The organism is Streptomyces sp. NBC_00388 (assembly GCF_036061255.1).
GTDB lineage: Bacteria > Actinomycetota > Actinomycetes > Streptomycetales > Streptomycetaceae > Streptomyces.
Window position 1 is genome coordinate 4,992,494 of sequence record NZ_CP107948.1, and the last position, 13,119, is coordinate 5,005,612.

Annotated in this window: 9 protein-coding genes; 3 read left to right on the plus strand and 6 right to left on the minus strand. The window is 70.4% G+C overall.

Annotated features, from left to right (window positions below; genetic code table 11):
• Positions 1-3 precede the first annotated feature (3 nt).
• Entirely contained in the window at positions 4-2,328 is a 2,325-nt protein-coding gene (locus OG917_RS22395; protein WP_328319392.1) for an FtsX-like permease family protein, read from the minus strand.
• On the minus strand, positions 2,325-3,017 hold the full coding sequence (locus OG917_RS22400; RefSeq protein WP_328319393.1) for an ABC transporter ATP-binding protein: 693 nt from the start codon (positions 3,015-3,017) through the stop codon (positions 2,325-2,327). The genes OG917_RS22395 and OG917_RS22400 overlap by 4 nt, the downstream gene beginning before the upstream one ends.
• Positions 3,018-3,295: 278 nt before the next feature.
• On the opposite strand from OG917_RS22400, the gene OG917_RS22405 reads away from it, so the two are divergent.
• A complete protein-coding gene (locus tag OG917_RS22405; RefSeq protein WP_328319394.1) occupies positions 3,296-5,668 on the plus strand; it encodes a transglycosylase domain-containing protein in 2,373 nt (790 codons plus the stop codon).
• A 57-nt stretch (positions 5,669-5,725) separates the two neighbouring features.
• Here OG917_RS22405 and OG917_RS22410 read toward each other — a convergent pair whose 3' ends face one another.
• From OG917_RS22410 to OG917_RS22425, 4 genes are all read right to left on the minus strand, one after another.
• The gene (locus tag OG917_RS22410; RefSeq protein WP_328319395.1) at positions 5,726-7,555 is read right to left on the minus strand and encodes a SpoIIE family protein phosphatase; all 1,830 of its coding nucleotides are present in this window, start codon (positions 7,553-7,555) and stop codon (positions 5,726-5,728) included.
• Between the two features lie 187 nt (positions 7,556-7,742).
• Positions 7,743-8,408, minus strand: coding sequence for a cytidylyl-2-hydroxypropylphosphonate hydrolase (fomD, locus tag OG917_RS22415; protein ID WP_328319396.1), 666 nt, complete (start codon positions 8,406-8,408; stop codon positions 7,743-7,745).
• 79 nt (positions 8,409-8,487) lie between these two features.
• Positions 8,488-9,876, minus strand: a complete 1,389-nt coding sequence (locus tag OG917_RS22420; RefSeq protein WP_328319397.1) for a class II fumarate hydratase — start codon at positions 9,874-9,876, stop codon at positions 8,488-8,490.
• 111 nt (positions 9,877-9,987) lie between these two features.
• On the minus strand, positions 9,988-11,652 hold the full coding sequence (locus OG917_RS22425) for a fumarate hydratase (protein WP_328319398.1): 1,665 nt from the start codon (positions 11,650-11,652) through the stop codon (positions 9,988-9,990).
• A gap of 228 nt (positions 11,653-11,880) precedes the next feature.
• Here OG917_RS22425 and OG917_RS22430 point away from each other — a divergent pair, with 228 nt between their 5' ends.
• Entirely contained in the window at positions 11,881-12,552 is a 672-nt protein-coding gene (locus OG917_RS22430; protein WP_328319399.1) for a DUF1707 SHOCT-like domain-containing protein, read from the plus strand.
• Positions 12,553-12,672: 120 nt separating this feature from the next.
• Entirely contained in the window at positions 12,673-13,041 is a 369-nt protein-coding gene (locus OG917_RS22435) for a WhiB family transcriptional regulator (RefSeq protein ID WP_328319400.1), read from the plus strand.
• Positions 13,042-13,119 lie beyond the last annotated feature (78 nt).

Below are 13,119 nucleotides of genomic sequence, written 5' to 3' on the forward strand. Positions count from 1 at the left end.
TTCTTATTCGGTACGGAGGCCGTCGGGGCGCATCATGCGCCACAGCGGAGGAAGGCTGAGAAGGGTCACGAGCAGGATCAGCGCACCTCCGGCGCCGGCCAGGGGCACGAAACCCCACCAGTCCGTGACGGACTTGCCGACCAGCCGGAGCAGCGCGGCGCCGAGCGCGAGGCCGCCCGCGACGGCGAGTGCCAGGCCGAGGACCACGGGGACCGCGGTCTGCCAGAGCACCGACCAGCCCAGGGTGGGACGGCGGGTGCCGAAGGCCACCAGGACCGACAGCAGTCTCCTGCGCTCGCGCAACTGCTCCACCTGTGACACAAGCATGGAGGCGGCGATCAGCGCCATGGTCGCGACGGCGCCCGCGAGCAGACCGTTCTTGACGCTCGCGTACTGCTGGTCGCGTTCGGCCACCGTGAGGTCCCACACCCGCATGACCGGGTCGATGCGGGCCGCGGTGTTCCGTACGTACTCGGAGGCGTCGGGCACCGAGCCGTCGACCTTCACCAGGGCGCGGGTCTCGGCCTCCGGCAGCCGGGCCGCGCTGATGGCGGACGGGGTGACGAGGATGCCGTTGCGCTTCTCGCCCATCGGGTCGGGGCGGGCCATGACCGTGGGTGAGTCCTCCGGGAGCGTCCACAGCACGGGCTTGTCGTCCCGGCCGACGTTGAGCTTGCCCCCGGGCCGGACGGTCTTGTCCACCCAGGCGTTCATCTCCTTCTGCCCCTCGACGTGGGCGACGAAGGTGTCGCCGTCCGCGCAGGACGGCAGGTGGGCCAGTTCGCGCAGGGTCGGGCAGTCGCCCATGGTGATCATGGTGGTGGGCCAGGGCCCCATCGCGTCCGGGTCGGGGTCGCCGCCGGGCTTGTCGGCGTAGGACTCGATGGTGCCGATGACGGCCCGGACACCCTTGGTGCCCTGGAAGGCGCGGATCATCTGCTGAGCCCGTTCCGTGCTGGGATAGCTCGCGTCGATGTGCATCTGGGCGCGCTTCGGGTCCTGGTTCGTGGTCCTCGTGAAGTCGTCGCCCAGCCCGGCGAAGTACATGTGGAGCGCGACCGCGCCGGCCACGGCGACCGTGAGGCCACTGACCGCGCGCGCCGCCGACCCGCTGCTCAGCTGGAGTCGGCGGGTGGCGAGCTGGAACGGGACGGGGCCGCCCTTCAGCCGGGCGACCACCGCCTCGACGACCCAGGGCAGCAGTGTGGTCAGCCCGGCCAGCACCAGGATCGCGCCGATCGCGATGGGGTACGGATCGACGTAACCGGTCCTGCCGGTGACCCGGCCCGTGTGCAGCAGGAGGGCGATTCCGGCGACCGGCGTCACCGGACGCCACCAGAAGCGGCGCCGGCGGGTGGGACCCTGCCGGGCGACGCCGAGCGGTTCGACCGTGACGGACCGCATCGCGAACAGGGTGACGAGGATGGCCGAGATGGGCACGGCGGCGGAGATCAGCGTGGCCAGGGCGGGCATCGGGGCGAGGTCGGAGGGGAAGGCGGACATCTTCCAGAGCCGGACGCCGCCGGCGAACTCCCGGCCCACCAGGAAGAACACCCAGCCCAGCAGCGTCCCCAGAGCCGATCCGGCGAACGCCTCACCGGCCGCGATCCGCCGGGTCATCCGGACGTCCGCACCGACAAGTCGCAGTGAGGCGAGCCGGCGGTCGCGGCGGTCGCCGCCGAAGCGGACCGCGGTGGCGATGAAGATCGCCACCGGAGCGAGCAGGACGACGCAGCCCAGGATGGTGAGCACGACGAGCGGTGAGGAGAGCGGCGGGCTCAGCGGCCCCCCGCCGAAGTGCGCGATCCGGTGGGCGCCGGTGTGCCGGGTGAGGGTGGAGCTGCCCGCGTAGTAGTACAGCTCGCCCGGATCGCTCAGCCCGGCCTGGCCGATGGTGCCGGTGATCCGGTACGGGAGGCGCTCGCGGAGCAGCTTGCCGCCGCCCGAGTCCAGCAGGTCCTTCAGCGCGGGCGAGACCACCATCGTGCCCGGGGCGGGGACTGCGGCGATACCGGGCGGCACGATCGGGTGCTTCCCGTCGGGGCGGAGCAGATAGCCGTCCAGGGCCTCGCCCCGGAACTCGCTCTCGGCGTGCCCGTACAGCAGCGTCGTATCGCTGCGCGGGGCCGGATGCCCCGCCTCGGAGAAGGCGCGGGCCTGCCCGCGCGCCGACTGGGTGCTCACCGCTCCGGGCAGCGAGGAGGCGGCGAGCAGCAGGGCCACCCCGAGCGCGACGCCGACGGCGGTGAGGGTGGTGCGCACCCAGGTCTCCCGGCCGCCGGTCACCGCGAACCGGACACCCAGGGCGAGGTCGTCGAGCCGGCTCATGCGGCGTACTGCGCGAAGCGGTCGCGGGACTTGCCGTCGCGTACGACGACTTCGCGGTCGGAGTAGGCGGCGACGCGTGCTTCGTGGGTGACGAGGACGACGGCGGCGTTGGTGGAGCGGGCGGCCTCGGTGAAGAGTTCCATGACGCGCTCGCCGTTGAGTGAGTCGAGTGCGCCGGTCGGCTCGTCGGCGAAGAGGACGCGGGGGCCGGTCACCAGCGACCGTGCGACGGCGACGCGCTGTCCCTGTCCGCCGGAGACCTCGCCGGGGCGTTTGTGCCCGAGGCCGGCGACCTCCAGGCGCTCCATCCACTCCAGGGCCCTGCGTTCGGCCTCCTTGCGCTTCGTGCCGTTCAGCCGCAGCGGCAGCGCCACGTTCTGTACGCAGGTCAGCTCGGGGACGAGCTGGCCGAACTGGAAGACGAAGCCGAACTCCGTACGGCGCAGCGCGCTGCGGCCCATGTCGTTCATGGCGGTGAGGTCGTGCTCCGCGTACCTGATGGTGCCCGCGTCGGGACTCACGATGCCGGCCAGGCAGTGCAGCAGCGTCGACTTGCCGGAGCCGGAGGGGCCCATCACCGCGACGATCTCGCCCGGATCGATGGTGAAGTCCGCGCCGTCGAGGGCGAGCGTCGGGCCGTAGGCCTTGTGCAGGTCTGTCGCGCTGAGCAGCGGAGGCTGAGAGGGCATGACCCGCACTATACACACCAGGTATACCCACGGTGTATACCGATGAGAGCGGTGCCCAGGAAGCATGACAATCCAGGGCATTCTCGTTGTTTCACAAGGGAGATCGTCCCGTCGTGGCAACCTTGTGGGCCTCCTGCTCGTCGGTTCCCTATGACACAGGTGCTGATTGTCACGTGCGGAAAGGGCCCTCCGGGGCACTCCCTGTCCAAAGGTGCTCAGGAAGCGGTGTTAGCTTTCGACAGCTGGTCTGGGTGAGAAGAAGGCGGAGTCACAGAGCGATGGGCCGTGCGGACGATCGACGGGCCCGGCAGCGCGGTGCGCGCCGGGGCAAATCCACGAAGAGCGGGATACGCAGGTTCTTCACCTGGAAGAAGCTGCTGGGCAGCTTCTTCGTGTTCTGCCTGCTGGTGATGGGCGCGTTCGTCGTGTTCTACATGTACGTGCCGGTGCCCACGGCAAACGCGGACGCGGAGCTCCAGAGCAACGTCTACAAGCTCAGCAACGGCAAGGTGATCGCCCGGACGGGCAAGGTGAACCGGGAGAAGGTCGAACTCTCCGACATACCCCTGGAAGTCCAGCACACCTTCGTCGCCGCCGAGAACAAGACCTTCTACCAGGACCACGGCGTCGACTTCAAGGGCACCGCCCGCGGGCTCTACAACACCGTCCAGGGCCGGAAGCAGGGTGGTTCGACGATCACCCAGCAGTACGTCAAGAACTACTACCTCAGCTCCGACCAGACGGTGACCCGCAAGCTCAAGGAGCTGGTGGTCTCCCTCAAGATCGACCGGAAGTTCTCCAAGGACGAGATCCTCGCCGGGTACATCAACACCAGCTACTACGGCCGGGGCGCCTTCGGTATCCAGGCCGCGTCCCAGGCGTACTACGGGATCGACGCCAAGAAGCTGAACGTGAGCCAGGGCGCGTACCTCGCCTCCCTGCTCCAGGCCCCGAGCCAGTACGACTGGTCCTCCGCGACCGACGAGGGCAAGCGGCTGGTGAAGGCCCGCTGGGCGTACACCCTGAACAACATGGTCGAGAAGAACTGGCTCGACACCTCCAAGCGTGCCGAGCAGAAGTTCCCGGTGCCGCACAAGCCCAGGCCCGACAGCGGACTGAAGGGCGAGACCGGATATCTGGTCAAGGCCGCCAACCAGGAGCTGGAGGCGCAGGGCATCTCCGAGGCGCTGATCGACGCCGGCGGCTGGACGGTCACGCTCAACATCGACCCGAAGAAGCAGGCCCAGCTGGAGAGCACGCTCAAGGACCAGCTGACCAGCAAGCTGCGTCCCAAGTCGCGGGTGGTCGACGCGGACATCCAGGCCGGCGCCGTCTCGGTCAACCCGCACACCGGCGCGGTCGAGGCGCTCTACGGCGGCCAGGACTACCTCAAGCACGAGTACAGCAACGCCAAGCGCGTCGACTACCAGCCCGCCTCCACCTTCAAGCCGCTGATCCTGGCGGCCGCCCTGGAGTCCGGCGCCAAGACGCAGCAGGGCCTGCCGATCCAGGCGAACACCATCTACGACGGTGACAGCAGGCGGCCGGTGGTGGACAGCAACGGCAACAAGGTCGGCTTCGCACCGCCCAACGAGGACAACCAGAGCTACGGCCAGGTCACCGTCCAGACCGCCATGAACAACTCGGTCAACTCGGTGTTCGCCCAGATGGGTGTGGACGTCGGACTCGACAAGGTCCGCAAGCTCGGCCTGGACCTCGGTATGAGCTCCATGAAGAACGCGCAGCCGGTGCCCGCGATGACGCTCGGTTCCTACGGTGCGAGCCCGATGGAGATGGCCGGGATCTACGCGACCTTCGACAACCACGGCAAGAAGGTCACCCCGACCATCGTGAAGGCGGCCACGCACCCGGCGCGTGAGCCGTTCAAGCCGCAGAAGGCGATCGGCGGCCAGGTGGTCAGCCCGCAGACGGCGGACGCGGTCACGTCGGTACTGACCGGTGTGGTCGACCAGGGAACCGGCACCGTGGTCAAGAACAAGGCGCAACAGGTGGCGGGCAAGACCGGTACCTCGGACAACAACAAGTCCGCCTGGTTCACCGGCTACACCCCGAACCTGGTGACATCGGTCGGCCTGTTCGGTGAGGCGGCCAAGCCGCGCGTCGAGGACGGCAAGAAGGTCCACCAGGGCGCCCAGGTCACCATCAGCGGCGCGGCCGGCAGCGGCACCCGGGTCAACGGTGGTGGCTTCCCGGCCGAGATATGGGCGGCGTACACCTTCGGACTCGACATGACGCCGAGCAAGTTCGAACTGGACACCGACCAGGGCGCCGGGGTCGCGACGACCCCGCCGCCGTCGTCGACCCCGCCTCCGCCGCCCTCGACCCCGCCGCCGTCCACCTCGTCGGCGCCCCCGCCGCCGTCCCCGCCGCCGTCCCAGCCGGGCAGCCCGGACCCGAGCCACAGCGGGCCGGGTGGCGCAGGCGCTACCAGCACAGGGGGCGGTACGAACGCCGGCACGTCGACCGGCGGGGGCGACGGAAACCCCACGAACGGCGGCGGCACGAACGCCGGCACCTCGACCGGCGGGGGCGACGGAAACCCCACGAACGGCGGCGGTACGAACGCCGGCACCTCGACCGGCGCGAACAACGGCACCTCCAACGGGCCGCTGAACGACCGGCAGGACTGACACAGCGAAGGAGCGGGACCGGCCCTGCCGGTCCCGCTCCTTCTCGCTACCGCGGTACTACGCGGGCGCCACCGGGACCTGGACCTCGAACCAGACCACCTTGCCGGTGGAGAGCCTGGTCGCCCCCCACCGCCGGGTCAGCCGGTTCACCAGGAACAGACCCCGGCCGCCCTCGTCGGTGTCGCGGGCCCGGCGCTGGCGCGGCAGCTGCGGGGAGTCGTCGCCGACCTCGCAGCGCAGTACGTCGGTGCGCAGCAGCCGCAGTGTCACCGGCCGCTCCGCGTACCGCACGGCATTGGTCACGACCTCACTGACCAGCAGCTCCACCGCGTCCGACATCTCCTCCAGGCCCCAGCGTTCCAGCGCTCTGCGCACCAGCCGCCGGGCGCGGCCCGGCGCCTGCTCCTCCGGGTCCAGGAACCAGTACGCGACGTCGCTCGGCGCGATCCCGTCGAAACGGGCGGCGAGGAGCGCGATGTCGTCGTCCCGGTCGCCGGGGCCCAGCATGTCGAGCACGTCGTCGCAGAGCGCCTCAAGGGGCGGCGAATGATCCGGGCCCGTCAGCTCGGCGGTGGTGGCGAGCCGCTCCCGCAGCTGCTCGATACCGGTCCAGACGTCCCGCAGCCGGGACTCGACCAGCCCGTCCGTGTAGAGCAGCAGAGTGGCGCCCGCGGGCGCGTCCAGCTCGACCGCCTCGAAGTCGACGCCGCCGACCCCGATCGGGGCGCCCGGCGGGACCCGCAGGACCTCCGCCCGGCCGCCCAGATGCAGCAGGACGGGCGGCGGATGGCCGGCGTTGGCGATGGTGATCCGGTGCGCGACCGGGTCGTACACGGCGTAGAGGCAGGTCGCCATCCGGTCCGATCCCAGCCGCTGGGCCTGCTCGTCCAGATGGTGCAGGACCTCGGCCGGCGGCAGATCCAGCTGCGCCAGCGTCTGGGCCGTCGTCCTGAGCTGGCCCATGATCGCGGCCGACGTCATGGAGTGCCCCATCACATCGCCCACTACCAGCGCGACCCGGCTGCCGGGCAGCGGGATCGCGTCGTACCAGTCGCCGCCCACGCGCGCGGTCTCGGCCGCGGGCAGATAGCGGGAGGCCAGCTTGACGCCGGTCGGCTGCGGCAGCGAGTCGGGCAGCATGGTGCGCTGGAGCTCGTCGGCGATGTACGCCTCGCGCCCGTACAGCACGGCCTTGTCGATACCGAGCGCGGTGTGGGTGGCCAGCTGCGCGGCGACCAGCAGATCGTTGGGCTCGAACGCGGGCCGGTCGGGGCGGCGGACGAACACGGCGGCGCCGATCACCCGGCGCCTGCCCCGCAGCGGGGCGAGGATCGTGCGGTGCCCGTTGGGCACGGTCCTGTCCGGGCCGAGCAGCTCGGGCAGGGCGGCGCGGGCCGCAGCCGAGTCCCCGAAGACGGGGCGCACGCCCCGGAGCACTTCGGCGAGTGCGCCGCCCGAGGCCACCTCGCAGAGCTGGGAGGCGAGCGGTTCGGGCGCTTCGTCCGAGTCCTCCTCGTCCACTAAACGCAGCCGGTCGGTCCGGCGCAGCCGCAGGACGAACGGGACCACCGGCCGCTCGTCGCCCACCGGCAGTGGATCGCGGAGGAAGACGAGTATCGCGTCGGAGAACGTCGGCACGGTCGCCCGGCAGAGGCCGAGCACGATCTCGTCGAGGTCTATGCCCCGGGCAATACGCCGGGTGGCAGCTCCCACGAACCGGAGTCTGTCGCCCTCGCTGCGTCCGGGCGAGACCGCCGGTGCGGGCGGGGGAGCGGGGATGGCCCCCGCGGCCGCCACGTCGGCGTTCTGCTGCCGGGGGCGAGTGGGTTCGTGCGGCCGGGCAGCGGTGGGCTGCCGGCCTTCGTGGGAGGTGGTGTGCTCCGTCACGCGAGGGATTCCGTCCGTCCGAGGCAGGTGTGCGATGCAACCGCTTCGAGGGGTCGTATACCCGCTGTCATGGCTGCACCCCCCTGTAGTGACATTCGGTCAGTTCAACTGCTGCTTGGGATCGTTGTAGGGCGCAGTCTTGCGGAGGACGATCCTACGTTTGATCCCCGGGGGCGCATCAAGGGTCTCACGACGGCACGTACGCGGGCGTGCGGTCCCAGTCGTCCGGCAGGACGGGCACGGTCCACTCCGGGTCGGGCCGCCACTCCTCCCACCCGTCGGTGAACGGCGGTCCCCAGGCCTCGATCAGGTCGACCGCCGCCCTGCCCGCCTGCCGCACGCGTTCCGCCTGCCCCGCGTCCATCAGGCCGACCTGCTGGGCCTGGGCGAACTCGTCCTCGTCCAGCCACTGCCAACTGCGGTCGGGCAGCACCGAGATGTCCAGGAAGTGATCCTCGGAGTCGATGCCGCCCGCCCACCGGAGGTGCGGTTCCTCCAGATTCACGTACCAGCTCTTGAAGCGCCATCCGCGGTCCCACCACAGCCACACGGACCAGGGCTCGCGGGGCCGTGCCAGTTTCAGCACCCCCATGCCCCACCAGCGGTCACGCACGACGGTGCGCGGCTTGGTGTACCGGGTGGCGAGCGGTTCCCGGTGCACGGGTGTCCCGTCGGCGAGTGCCGGTTTCATGCACTCGGTACCGGGCGCCAGCCAGACCGCGAGCAGGTCGTCCGTGTCCTGTACGACGGTCACCGGGCGGCAGATGTGCAGGCGGTCGGACGCGTTGCTGCGGTAGCGCCAGAGGATGTGGTCCCCGGGCCTCCAGTGGTGTGTTCCTCCTGCACCTGTCATGCGGAGATCTTAGGAGTACGGGCCGTGCGGCGCAGCGATGCGGGTCATCGTGTGCCGGGTCACCGGGTGAAGGGCGCCGTCACGGCCGCGTCATGCTCAGCACGTCCAGCGCGTCGTCCAGCTGCTCCGCCGTCAGATCGCCCCGCTCCACATACCCCTCGTCCAGCACGACCTCGCGGATCGTCCGGCGTTCGGCGACCGCCCGCTTGGCGACCTTCGCGGCCTCCTCGTACCCGATGTACTTGTTCAGCGGGGTGACGACCGACGGCGAGGACTCCGCGTACTCCCGGGCGCGTTCGGCGTGCGCGGTGATGCCGTCGACCGTGCGGTCCGCCAGCAGCCGCGAGACGTTGGCCAGCAGCCGGACCGACTCCAGGACGTTCTTCGCGATGACCGGCAGCATCACGTTCAGCTCGAAGTTGCCCGCGGCCCCGGCCGCGGCGACCGTCGCGTCGTTCCCCGTGACCTGCGCGGCGACCATGAGAACCGCCTCCGGGATCACCGGGTTGACCTTGCCCGGCATGATGGACGAGCCGGGCTGCAGGTCGGGCAGCGAGATCTCGGCGAGACCGGTGCGCGGGCCGGACGCCATCCAGCGCAGATCGTTGGAGATCTTCGTCAGACCGGCTCCGATCGTGCGCAGCTGGCCGGAGGTCTCGACGATCCCGTCGCGCGCGCTCTGGGCCTCGAAGTGGTTGCGTGCCTCGGTGAGCGGCAGCCCCGTCGCCGCGGCCACCTCGGCGATGACGGCGGCGGAGAAGCCGGGCGGGGTGTTGATGCCGGTGCCCACAGCCGTACCGCCCAGCGGCAGCTCGGCGAGGCGCGGCAGCGAGGAGTTGAGCCGCTCCACGCCGTACCGGATCTGCGCCGCGTATCCGCCGAACTCCTGGCCCAGCGTCACCGGCGTGGCGTCCATCAGGTGCGTACGCCCGGACTTGACCACATCCGAGAACTCGGCGGCCTTGCGCTCCAGCGCCCCGGCCAGGTGGTCGAGCGCCGGGATCAGGTCGCGGGTGACGGCCGCGGTCGCCGCGATGTGGATCGACGAGGGGAAGACGTCGTTGGACGACTGCGAGGCGTTCACATGGTCGTTGGGGTGCACCGGGCGCCCCAGCCGCTCACCGGCGAGGGTGGCCAGCACCTCGTTCATGTTCATGTTGGACGACGTGCCGGACCCGGTCTGGAAGACGTCCACCGGGAACTCGTCGTCCCACCGCCCGTCGGCGACCTCGGCCGCCGCGTCCTGGACCGCCTGCGCGAGATCCGCGTCGATGACCCCCAGTCCCGCGTTGACCTTCGCGGCCGCGGCCTTGATCCGGGCCAGCGCCTCGATGTGGGCCCGTTCCAGGGTCTGGCCCGAGACCGGGAAGTTCTCCACGGCCCGCTGTGTCTGGGCACGCCACTTCGCTTCGGCGGGGACCCGTACCTCGCCCATGGAGTCGTGCTCGATCCGGTACTGCTCAGTCATCGTCGTACCTCCACATCGGACAGCAACGTCTGACAGGAGGGTGTTCCCTGCCCCGGACAGAAGATCACCCCTGGGGCCGTCCCGTCCGGACGGCGCCAGGGGTGAGGGGCCCTACGCCTGGCCGGGGGCGCGGACCGGGATGCTGAGGATGGTGGGGGACTCGGCGGGCGCGCGGAAGAAGTCGTTGCCCTTGTCGTCGACCACGATGAACGCGGGGAAGTCCTCGACCTCGATCTTCCACACGGCTTCCATGCCGAGCTCCTCGTACTCCAGGACCTCGACCTTCTTGATGCAGTCCTGGGCGAGCCGGGCGGCCGGGCCGCCGATCGAGCCCAGGTAGAAGCCGCCGTGGCTGCCGCACGCGTCGGTGACCTGCTGCGAGCGGTTGCCCTTGGCGAGCATCACCTTCGAGCCGCCGGCTGCCTGGAACTGCGCCACGTACGAGTCCATCCGGCCTGCTGTCGTCGGGCCGAACGAGCCGGACGCGTACCCCTCGGGTGTCTTGGCGGGGCCCGCGTAGTAGACCGGGTGGTCCTTCAGGTACTGCGGCATCGCCTCGCCCGCGTCCAGCCGCTCCTTGATCTTGGCGTGCGCGATGTCGCGCGCCACGACCAGCGGGCCGGTCAGCGAGAGCCGGGTCTTGACCGGGAACTTGGTCAGCTCGGCGAGGATGTCGTCCATCGGCCGGTTCAGGTCGACGGATACGACGTCGCCGTCCTCCAGGTGCTCGTCCGTGGTGTCGGGCAGGAAGCGCGCCGGGTCGGTCTCCAGCTGCTCCAGGAAGACGCCCTCGGCGGTGATCTTCGCGACCGCCTGCCGGTCGGCCGAGCAGGAGACGGCGATGGCGACGGGAAGCGAGGCGCCGTGCCGGGGCAGCCGGACGACGCGGACGTCGTGGCAGAAGTACTTCCCGCCGAACTGCGCGCCGATGCCGATCTTCTGCGTCAGCTCGAAGACCTTCTGCTCCAGCTCCGTGTCGCGGAAGCCGTGCCCGGTCGGCGAGCCCTCGGTGGGCAGCTCGTCCAGGTAGTGCGCGGACGCGTACTTGGCGGTCTTCAGCGCGAACTCGGCCGACGTGCCGCCCACCGTGATCGCCAGGTGGTACGGCGGGCAGGCGGCCGTCCCCAGCGAACGGATCTTCTCCTCCAGGAACGTCATCATGGACGCCTCGTTGAGGACGGCCTTGGTCTCCTGGTAGAGGAACGACTTGTTGGCGGAGCCGCCGCCCTTGGCCATGAAGAGGAACTTGTACGCGTCGCCGTCGGTGGCGTACAGCTCGATCTGCGCGGGCAGGTTCGAGCCGGTGTTCTTCTCCTCCCACATGGTGAGCGGAGCCATCTGCGAGTACCGCAGGTTGAGTTCGGTGTACGCGTCGAAGATGCCGTGGGACAGGGCCTCCTCGTCGCCGCCCGCGGTCAGCACGTTCTGGCCGCGCTTGCCCATGACGATCGCGGTACCGGTGTCCTGACACATGGGGAGGACGCCGGCAGCCGCGATGTTGGCGTTCTTCAGCAGGTCGAGCGCGACGAACTTGTCGTTGGACGAGGCCTCGGGGTCGTCGATGATCTTGCGCAGCTGGGTGAGGTGGGCCGGCCGCAGATAGTGCGAGATGTCATGCATGGCGGTGGCGGCGAGCGTGCGCAGCGCCTCGGGCTCGACCTTGAGGAACGTACGCCCGTCGGCTTCGAAGGTGGAGACCCCCTCGGCGGTCACCAGCCGGTACGGCGTGGTGTCCGCTCCCACGGGAAGCAGATCGGAGTACGCAAACTCTGGCATGACGGCCATTCCTCACTCGGGCAGACGCGGGCTGGCCTCCATCGGCACAGCGTTCCCCAGCGTAGAACCACCGGCGGGGCCCGTGGCGGTGAGGTAGGACTCACCTCTCCTGCCGGGGGCCGTGCCCCGGCAGGAGGGGGCCGGCCGGGCCGGGCCCGCGGCGGCCGGCTCCGAGTCGGGGGCCCCGTGCACTAGTCGCGATCTATCGCGTTTGGGTACGCTGGGCCGGTGGACCTCGAAAAGCAGCCCCAGCAGACGCGGCCCGTCGGCATCCGCGCATCCGACGCCGACCGCGACCGGATCGCGGACATCCTCAGGGACGCCCTGGCCGAGGGTCGCCTGGACGCCGAAGAGCACTCCGAGCGGATCGAGTCGGTCTACCGCGCGAAGACCCTCGCCGAGCTGGAGCCGCTGGTGCAGGACCTGCCGACCGCCCACAACGGCGGCCGGCCGGACCCCGGCACCGCGGCCTACGCGTCCGCGGGCGAGCCGGAGACCGCGGTCACCGCGGAGAACCTGGTGGCTGTCTTCTCCAGCTCCACCCGGCGGGGCCGCTGGCGCATCGGCCGCAGGACCAATGCCTTCTCGCTCTTCGGCAACATCGAGATCGATCTCACCGAGGCACTGTTCGAGCAGCGGACGACCGTCATCAACGCCACCGCGATCTTCGGCAACGTCGAGGTCACCGTCCCGGAGAACGTCACGCTGCGCGGCAGCGGCACCGGGATCTTCGGCAACTTCGAGGTCGACACCCTCGAAGCGGAGAACCCGGAGGCCCCGGTCGTGGTGGTGAACGGCTACTCGGTCTTCGGCAATATCGAGGCCAAGCCCAAGCGGGGCAAGCTGGTGGCCGACCTGCGGGGCCTGGTCGACAAGCGGCTGCGCAAGCACCTCGGATAACCGGCCCGGGGTGACTTCGGCCACCTGGCGGAGGCCGGAACTCAGTGCATAGGCGTGCGCACAGCGGGTAGGGACTGCAGCATCGTCTCTCGCTCGCGAAGCCGTCGTCAGGAGTAGACCGTGCTGCATCCGCCGCATCAGTCCTTGCAGGTCGCTGCCGTGCCCCAGCAGCGTGTCCCGGCACGGGAGGATCAGGCAGGGCCCTGGCATTCGGAGGCGGTGTGCCGCCGCGACGAGGCGGGGCTCTTCTTCGCGCCGTCCAAGGAACCGACAGCCGCCCGGCTCGCCAGGGAAGAAGCGGCGAAGCGGGTCTGCGCCCGCTGCCCGGTGCTCGTGGAATGCCGCGAGCACGCACTCATACAACCCGAGCCGTACGGGGTCTGGGGCGGGCTGACGGCCGCCGAGCGCCGGGTCGTCCTCGCCCGGCGCAGGCGCAGGGACGTGGAGCTCAGGAGCACGGCCCAGGACCCCATGGCACAGGCCGGCTGACCGGCGCCTTCCGGGGCGCCGTTGCGCGGGCCCGTGAGCGGGCATCATGTGCACCGGCATACGGAAGGGGCGCCCCCG

Excerpts from the sequence above, each read along its gene's own strand:
- OG917_RS22395 (WP_328319392.1), bottom strand. The coding sequence starts at position 2,328 with ATGAGCCGGCTCGACGACCTCGCCCTGGGTGTCCGGTTCGCGGTGACC.
- OG917_RS22400 (WP_328319393.1), bottom strand. The coding sequence starts at position 3,017 with ATGCCCTCTCAGCCTCCGCTGCTCAGCGCGACAGACCTGCACAAGGCC.
- OG917_RS22405 (WP_328319394.1), top strand. The coding sequence starts at position 3,296 with ATGGGCCGTGCGGACGATCGACGGGCCCGGCAGCGCGGTGCGCGCCGG.
- fomD (WP_328319396.1), bottom strand. The coding sequence starts at position 8,408 with ATGACAGGTGCAGGAGGAACACACCACTGGAGGCCCGGGGACCACATC.
- OG917_RS22420 (WP_328319397.1), bottom strand. The coding sequence starts at position 9,876 with ATGACTGAGCAGTACCGGATCGAGCACGACTCCATGGGCGAGGTACGG.
- OG917_RS22425 (WP_328319398.1), bottom strand. The coding sequence starts at position 11,652 with ATGCCAGAGTTTGCGTACTCCGATCTGCTTCCCGTGGGAGCGGACACC.